The organism is Methylobacterium sp. CCH5-D2 (assembly GCF_001556475.1).
Taxonomy (GTDB): domain Bacteria; phylum Pseudomonadota; class Alphaproteobacteria; order Rhizobiales; family Beijerinckiaceae; genus Methylobacterium; species Methylobacterium hispanicum.
The window spans coordinates 1-6,941 of sequence record NZ_LSIX01000404.1 but is presented as its reverse complement, the minus strand read 5'-3'; the positions used below and the strand labels follow the sequence as shown (position 1 = coordinate 6,941).

At 72.2% G+C, this 6,941-nt stretch carries 8 protein-coding genes; 5 read left to right on the top strand and 3 right to left on the bottom strand.

Features of this window, described 5'->3' with window-relative positions; genetic code table 11:
* From flgA to flgF, 3 genes are all read right to left on the bottom strand, one after another.
* A partial coding sequence (gene flgA / locus AX737_RS10370) for a flagellar basal body P-ring formation chaperone FlgA (protein WP_066921083.1) occupies window positions 1-1,044 on the bottom strand: 1,044 nt, incomplete at its 3' end.
* Between the two features lie 59 nt (window positions 1,045-1,103).
* Entirely contained in the window at window positions 1,104-1,895 is a 792-nt protein-coding gene (flgG, locus tag AX737_RS10365) for a flagellar basal-body rod protein FlgG (RefSeq protein WP_066921081.1), read from the bottom strand.
* Window positions 1,896-1,908: 13 nt separating this feature from the next.
* Window positions 1,909-2,649: a flagellar basal-body rod protein FlgF gene (gene flgF, locus AX737_RS10360; protein ID WP_066921087.1), complete on the bottom strand. Its 741-nt coding sequence runs from the start codon at window positions 2,647-2,649 to the stop codon at window positions 1,909-1,911.
* Window positions 2,650-2,926: 277 nt separating this feature from the next.
* Here flgF and fliL point away from each other — a divergent pair, with 277 nt between their 5' ends.
* The 5 genes from fliL (at window position 2,927) to rfbC (ending at window position 6,752) form a co-directional block, all read left to right on the top strand.
* Entirely contained in the window at window positions 2,927-3,433 is a 507-nt protein-coding gene (gene fliL / locus AX737_RS10355; protein WP_066921079.1) for a flagellar basal body-associated protein FliL, read from the top strand.
* An 8-nt stretch (window positions 3,434-3,441) separates the two neighbouring features.
* Window positions 3,442-4,662 carry a flagellar motor switch protein FliM gene (gene fliM / locus AX737_RS10350; protein ID WP_066921077.1) on the top strand — a complete coding sequence of 407 codons (1,221 nt, stop codon included), beginning with the start codon at window positions 3,442-3,444 and terminating at the stop codon, window positions 4,660-4,662.
* A 6-nt stretch (window positions 4,663-4,668) separates the two neighbouring features.
* On the top strand, window positions 4,669-5,184 hold the full coding sequence (locus AX737_RS10345) for a DUF6468 domain-containing protein (protein ID WP_066921075.1): 516 nt from the start codon (window positions 4,669-4,671) through the stop codon (window positions 5,182-5,184).
* A gap of 104 nt (window positions 5,185-5,288) precedes the next feature.
* Window positions 5,289-6,068 carry a hypothetical protein gene (locus AX737_RS10340; protein ID WP_238229924.1) on the top strand — a complete coding sequence of 260 codons (780 nt, stop codon included), beginning with the start codon at window positions 5,289-5,291 and terminating at the stop codon, window positions 6,066-6,068.
* 132 nt (window positions 6,069-6,200) lie between these two features.
* Window positions 6,201-6,752, top strand: coding sequence for a dTDP-4-dehydrorhamnose 3,5-epimerase (gene rfbC / locus AX737_RS10335; RefSeq protein WP_066921073.1), 552 nt, complete (start codon window positions 6,201-6,203; stop codon window positions 6,750-6,752).
* Window positions 6,753-6,941 lie beyond the last annotated feature (189 nt).

Sequence of the window (6,941 nt, the reverse complement as noted above, 5' to 3'; positions counted from 1 at the left end):
GCCCTGGCCCACGACGACCGCCTGCAGCACCTTCTTGGAGGCGGCGTTCACCACGTTGACGACGGCGCCGAGCCGGCCGGGCTCGTTGGCGATGCCGCGCATCGAGAGCGTGATGCCGGGCGCCTCGTAGAGGATCGTCACCATCTCGCCGCGGGCGACGAGTTCGGGCGGCGCGGTGTCGCCGGCGCGCAGGACCGTGCCCGCACCGAGCGCGCGCTGCGCGACCTCGCCGGGCACGGCCTGCGCGAGCGCGTCCTGCGGGGCGCCCTCGCGCGGACGGCGCTCGAGCGTGACATCCGCCTCGCTGAGGCGCTCGCCGCGTCCGACGGCCCGGACCAGCACCGCGACCTCGCGCAGCTCGACCGCGACGCCGGTCACCCGCAGGGTCGCCTGGCGCTCGCCGAGGCTGATCAGCGCCGCGAGCCGGCGCGTGCGCGGATCGTAGGTGAGGTCGAGCGCAGCGACCTGCCCGCCGAGATCCGTGGGCGCCAGGAGGACCGGCCCCTCGCCGTCGAGACGCACGCTCACCAGGCTCGGGTCGAGGCCGAACCCGGATTCCAGGCCGCGCTTGAGCGCCGCCTCGATCTCGCCCGCCGCGACCCGGCGGGCCGCGCGCTGGACGCTGACCTGGACGCGGCCGCCGGTCTCGACCGGCCCGAGGCCAGCGGAGGCGGCCGCATCGACGATGCGCCGGGCCTGGATGGTGCCGGTGGCGCCGAGCGCGGGCGCGCGGAAGAGCGGGCGGGCCGCCGCCGCCGCGGGGGCGTTCTCCACGAGGTCGCCGAGGGTGAGCACGTCGCCGCGCGCGGTGACATCGCCGCGCAGGCGCATCGGCGCATCGGCCAGCGCCGGAAGCGTCCACGCCCCGATCATCGCGAGGGCCGCGAAGGCGAGCCAGGCGCGCACGGCCACGCCGAGCCGCATCGGCACGGCGCGCATCGGCGGGCGGCGCACGATCGGCCTCAGGTCGGCGAGGTCGAAGAGGTCCTGGCCCGCGGGCCGGTCGTCGTTCGCGGCCATGTCGCCGACGGCGTCGTATCGCATCGTGTCGTAACGCGCGGCTCTGGCGGATCGGGAGCGGTCGGTCATGGCGCGTCCCCGGATCAGCTGCGGAACATCTGCGAGGTGGTGGAGAGCATCTGGTCGGCGGCGGTGACGACCTTCGAGTTCATCTCGTAGGCGCGCTGCGCGGCGATCAGCGAAGAGATCTCGGTGACGGCGTTCACGTTCGCCTCCTCGAGATAGGATTGCTGGAGGTTGCCGAAGCCTTCGGTGCCCGGCACCCCGTTGATGGCCGGGCCGGAGGCCGCGGTCTCGATGAACAGGTTGTCGCCGATCGATTCCAGGCCGACCTTGTTGACGAAGCGGGCGAGCTGGAACTGGCCGAGCTGCTGGGGCGCGGTCTGGCCCGGAAGGGTCGCCTGCACGGCGCCCGTCGCGCTGATCTGCACGGAGGTCGCGGTGTTGGGCACCGTGACGCCCGGATCCACGAGGTAGCCGTCGCGGGTGACGAGTTGCCCCTGCGCCGAGAGGTCGAAGGAGCCGTCGCGGGTATAGGCGGTGCGGCCGTCCGGCAGGGTGATCCGGAAGAACCCCTCGCCGCGCACCGCGACGTCGTACTCCTTCTCGGTCGAGGTGAGCGTGCCCTGGGACATCACCCGGGCGGTCGAACTCGTCTTCACGCCCGAGCCGATCGCGAGACCGGCCGGGAGTTGCGTGTTCTGTTCCGAGGTCGAGGAGCCGGCCCGGCGCAGGTTCTGGTAGAGCAGGTCCTGGAAATGCGGCTGCTGGCGCTTGTAGCCGGTGGTGCGCAGGTTCGCGATGTTGTTGGAGATGACCTGGACGTTGAGTTCCTGGGCCGCCATGCCGGTGGCGGCGGCGTAGAGGGCGCGCATCGCTCAGAACTCCTTAGGCGACGTCGGCGAGGCGGCGGATCGCCGTGCCCCGCAGGTCGTCGAGGCGCGTGATCATGCTGGAGACCGTCGCGTAGCTGCGGTTCAGGTCCATCAGCCGGGTCATCTCGACGACCGGGCGGACGTTCGAGCGCTCCAGCGCCCCGGCCTCGAGCCGGCCCTGGAGCCCGGCGGGCTGGGCGGGCACGGGGGAGGCGTAGAGGTTGCCGCCCTCGTTCGTCAGCCGCTGCGGGTTGGCGAAGGTGACGAGCCGGAGCTTGCCGCGCACGCCGAAATTCGTGGAGACGGTGCCGTCCGCGCCGATGGTCAGGCCGGTCTCCTGCGCGTTGATGGCGATCGGGCCGCCCTCGCCGAGGACCGGGTTGCCGTCGCTCGTCACGAGTTGGCCCTGCGCGTTCATCTCCAGCGCGCCGTTGCGGGTGTAGCGCTCGCCCTGTGGCGTCTGCACGGCCAGGAAAGCCTCGCCGCGGATCGCCACGTGCAGCGGGTTGCCGGTCTGCTCGATCGGCCCCTGCGCGAGGTTGAGCACCGTGCCCTGGTCGATGACGTAGGAGACGCGGCGGTCGGGGCCCGTGAAGCTGTCCGCGCTCGCCACCGGCATCAGGTATTCCTGGAATCGGGTGTCGCGGGACTTGAAGCCCGTGGTCGAGACGTTGGCCATGTTGTTGGCGATGACGTCGAGCTGGCGCTGAAGCGCGGCCTGGCTCGACACACCGACGAAGAGAGCGTTCTGCATCTGAGGACCCGGGACCGTGCCGCGACCGGCGGCCCTGTCCACAGCGCATCGGGCGTGCCAGGTCCGGCCGGTGGCGAAATCCTTTTCGCACCAGAGGCTTGCGGTGGCGCGGCCGAGACGGCGCCCCCGGTGCGGAGCGCCCGGCGGCAAAGCTGACCCGGCAGTTCTTGCCGCCTTAACGGCGCGTTAACCGCGTTCGCCGGATATCGGACGGCACCGGCCGTGCGCGCGTACGCTGCGTCGGCCCAGTCCCGTTCCAGCGCCGGATCCGACGCTCATGGCCAAGAAGCCCAAGAAGGCGCCCGCCGCGGAGGGCGAGACCGGCGAGGCCGAGGCCCCGAAGAGCCGCAAGAAGCTCTTCATCGCGGTCGGCGCCGCGGCGCTCCTCGTGCTGGGCGGGGGCGGCGCCTTCGTGCTGAAGAAGCGCGGCGCCGAGGCGCAGGCCGCGCACGCCGAGGAGCAGAAGCCCGTCGTCTTCCTCGACATGCGCGAGATGATGCTCAACCTCTCCCCCGAGGCCGGACCCGGCCAGGACCGGGCGAAGTACGCCAAGCTGCGCATCACCCTTGAGCTGAAGGACGCCAAGGTCGAGGGCGAGGTGAAGCCCCTGATGCCCCGCGTCGAGGACACGCTGCAGGTCTACATGCGGGAGCTTCGACCGAGCGACCTCTCGGGCTCCACGGGCCTCTACCGGCTGCGCGAGGAACTGCTGCGCCGGGTCAACGTGGCGGTCTACCCGGCCAAGGTCGAGGCCGTGCTCTTCAAGGACGTGATCCTCCAGTAGGCGCGGGCATGGAACCGGACGATCCGAACCTCGAGGACGACTGGGCCGCGGCCCTGATCGAGCAGAACAATTCCGGCGAGGGCGGCGACGCCTCGCTCGCCGAGGAATGGGGCGCGGCGCTCGCCGAGCAGGGCACCACCCGCAACGCCAGCGACGTCGCGGCCGAGTGGGCGACGATGATCGAGGACGGGGAGGCCGACGACCTCCCCGAACTCGCCGGCAACGACCGCATCCTCAACCAGGACGAGATCGACGGCGTCCTGGGCTTCTCCATGCGCGAGCTCTCGGCCTCCGGGGCCGGGGGCGTGCGCGCCATCGTCGATTCGGGCGTCGTCCAGTACGAACGCCTGCCGATGCTGGAGATCGTCTTCGACCGGATGATCCGGTTGCTGTCGACATCGTTGCGCAACTTCTTCCAGGACAACGTCGAGGTGACGCTGGACAACATCACCTCGGTCCGCTTCGGCGACTACGTCAACGCCATCCCGCTGCCGACGCTGCTGGGCGTGTTCAAGGCCGATACCTGGGAGAATTCGGGCCTCGTCACGGTCGAGCAGAACCTCGCCTACTCGACGCTCGACCTCCTGCTCGGGGGCAAGCGCGGCGGTTCCTCCACGCGGCTGGACGGGCGGCCCTTCACGGGCATCGAGATGCAGCTCGTGCGCCGCCTGGTCGAGATCATCCTGGGCGACCTGGAACAGTCGTTCCAGCCGCTCTCCCCGGTGCATTTCGCCATCGATCGGATCGAGACCAACCCGCGCTTCGCCACCATCACCCGGCCGGGCAACGCCGCCATCCTGATCGGCCTGCGCCTCGACATGGACGGGCGCGGCGGCCTGCTGCAGATCCTCTTCCCCTACGCCACGATCGAGCCGATCCGTGAACTGCTCATGCAGAGCTTCATGGGCGAGAAGCTCGGCCGGGACCAGATCTGGGAAGGCCACCTCGCCACCGAGATCTGGCAGGCGGACCTGACCATGCAGGCGGTGCTCCACGAGATGATGCTGCCGCTCAAGCGCGTGATGGGGCTGAAGGTCGGCGACACGCTGATGTTCGACGCCAAGCCCACGGACCTGATCACCGTGCGCTGCGGCGACTGGCACCTGACGCAGGGGCGGATTGGGCGGATCGACGACAGCATCGCCGTCCAGGTCACCCGGCCGCTGCGGCGCTCGCGCACCACGCTCCAGGCCTACGAGGCCTCGATGAACAACCGCAACGAGGGCTAGCGTCCGATGAGTACCCTTGTCACGCTGCTCGCCGACGGCCTCGTCGCGGTCCTGCTCGTCGCCACCATCGTCTCCTCGCTCCGCCTGTCCCGCCGCATCGCGCAGATGAAGGCCGACGAGGCGGCCTTCCGCCGGACGATCGGCGACCTCATGGCCGCGAGCGCGACCGCCGAGCGCGCGATCGCGGGCCTGCGCAGCGCCATCGACGAGTGCGACCGGACGCTCGCCGAGCGCCTGGAGGCGGCCGGCCGCGGCGCCGCCGAGATCGCCGCCCAGGTCGCGGCCGGGGAGGGCGTCATCAGCCGCATCGGCGCCATCGTGGGCGAGGCCCGCGGCGCGGGGCGGCCGGCAGCAGCCGCCGCGCTCGCGACGTCGGCGCCGGGCCAGCCGCCCGCCATCCGGCCCGAGCCGGCATCCGAGGCGGTCGAGGGCCTGCACAGCGAGCGCCTCGGTGCCGCCGCGGCCGCGGCCCTCGCCATGACCGAGCGGGCATTGCAGCGCGTGCGGAGCCGCGCCGCGTGAGCGCCCGGCCGCCCGCACGCCAGGATGCCGGCCCCCCGGGCACGGTCGCGGCCCCGGTGCCCGGCAAGCGCGCGGTCGGAGCCGCGGCCAGAGCCGCCACGGCGCTGCGGCTGTCGCGGCTTCGCCAGCCGAGACCCCTGCGCCTGCGCCTCGTCGATGCGGTGGCGCTCGCCGCGGCCGGGCTTCTGGTGCTCAAGCTCCTGTCGCTCGTCCAGCCCGAGGATGGTCCCGGTGGCGAACTGCCGGCCTTCGCCCGGGTGCTCGCGCAGGCTCGCACCGGCTACGAGCCGAAGGACCCCTCGACCACCGGCTCGGTCGGCCCGAAGGATCAGGAGAAGGCCGCCGACAGGCCCGTCGAGAAACCGCCGGAGCCGCCGCGGGGGCAGCCGCCCCTCGCGGAGCCCGCCTCGGCCACGGAGCGCGCGCTCCTCGAGAAGCTCGGCGCCCGCCGGGATGCCCTGCGGCAGAAGAGCGAGGAGCTGGACCTGCGCGAGCGCATGCTCGGCGAGGCGGAGCGCAAGCTGGAGGCCGGCGTCGGCGAGTTGCGGCAGGCCGAGGACAAGGCGGATGGCGCCGGGCGCGAGCGGGCCGAGGCCGAGCGGGCCGGCATGAAGAACATCGTCACGATGTACGAGACGATGAAGCCGAAGGACGCGGCCCGCGTCTTCGACCGGCTCGGCCACGAGGTGCTGGTGCCGCTCGTGCTGGCCATGAACCCGCGCAAGATGGCCGAGGTTCTGGCCGTGATGCAGCCGGAGGCGGCCGAGCGCCTGACCGTGGCGCTCGCCAACCGCGCCCGCGGCGTCGCGCCCGCGCAGCAGGCGGCGGTCCCCGGCCTGCCGCCGAACGAGCTGCCGGCAATCGACCCGGCCGCCGCGCGCTGAGCCGCTTCGAACCAGGCCGAAGGGTGGTCCACCCTTCGGAGTCCCGGTCGTGGCCGCGCGGCGCACGCGCTTGACATCCGCACAGAATGCCGGGAAGCCCCCCGCGCAGAGCGGACGGCGCCGGGAGGGGTCATGGAAGTCATCGAGACGGCAATCCCGGCGGTGAAGCGGGTGCGCCCCCGGCGCCACGGCGATGCCCGCGGCTGGTTCTCGGAGACCTTCCGGGCGGACGTGCTGGCCGAGGCCGGGATCGACTGCGCCTTCGTACAGGACAACCAGTCCTTCTCGGCGCCGAAGGGCACCATCCGCGGGCTGCATTTCCAGGTCCCGCCGCAGCCCCAGGCCAAGCTGATCCGCGTGCTCGCCGGCGCGATCCTCGACGTGGCGGTCGACATCCGGCGCGATTCGCCGACCTTCGGCCGGTACGTCGCCGTGACGCTCGACGCCGAGGGCGGCGAGCAGCTCTTCATCCCGCACGGCTTCGCGCACGGCTTCTGCACGCTGACGCCCGACGTGATGGTCGCCTACAAGGTCGACGCCTACTACAGCCCCGCCCACGACCGGGCCCTCGTCTGGAACGATCCCGAGATCGGCATCGACTGGCCGGTGGCCGAGGCCGAGGCGATCCTCTCCGACAAGGATCGCCGCGCGCCTCGCTTGGCCGATCTCGGGCCGGCCTTCTAGGGCCCGTCGTCCCGGACCCGCCACATTCTTCCTGTCTGGGGCGGACGGAACCGGTTGCGGCGGGGCAGGACGTCCCGAAGACGCGCAACACTCGGCCTGACGGAGACATCGCGATGCGGATACTGGTGACCGGGGGCTGCGGCTTCATCGGCTCGGCGCTCGTCCTGCATCTGGTGCAGGATCTCGGGC

Bases quoted from the DNA above. Each gene is read 5' to 3' on its own strand.
- fliL (WP_066921079.1), top strand. From the start codon at position 2,927: ATGGCCAAGAAGCCCAAGAAGGCGCCCGCCGCGGAGGGCGAGACCGGC.
- flgG (WP_066921081.1), bottom strand. From the start codon at position 1,895: ATGCGCGCCCTCTACGCCGCCGCCACCGGCATGGCGGCCCAGGAACTC.
- AX737_RS10345 (WP_066921075.1), top strand. From the start codon at position 4,669: ATGAGTACCCTTGTCACGCTGCTCGCCGACGGCCTCGTCGCGGTCCTG.
- flgF (WP_066921087.1), bottom strand. From the start codon at position 2,649: ATGCAGAACGCTCTCTTCGTCGGTGTGTCGAGCCAGGCCGCGCTTCAG.
- rfbC (WP_066921073.1), top strand. From the start codon at position 6,201: ATGGAAGTCATCGAGACGGCAATCCCGGCGGTGAAGCGGGTGCGCCCC.
- fliM (WP_066921077.1), top strand. From the start codon at position 3,442: ATGGAACCGGACGATCCGAACCTCGAGGACGACTGGGCCGCGGCCCTG.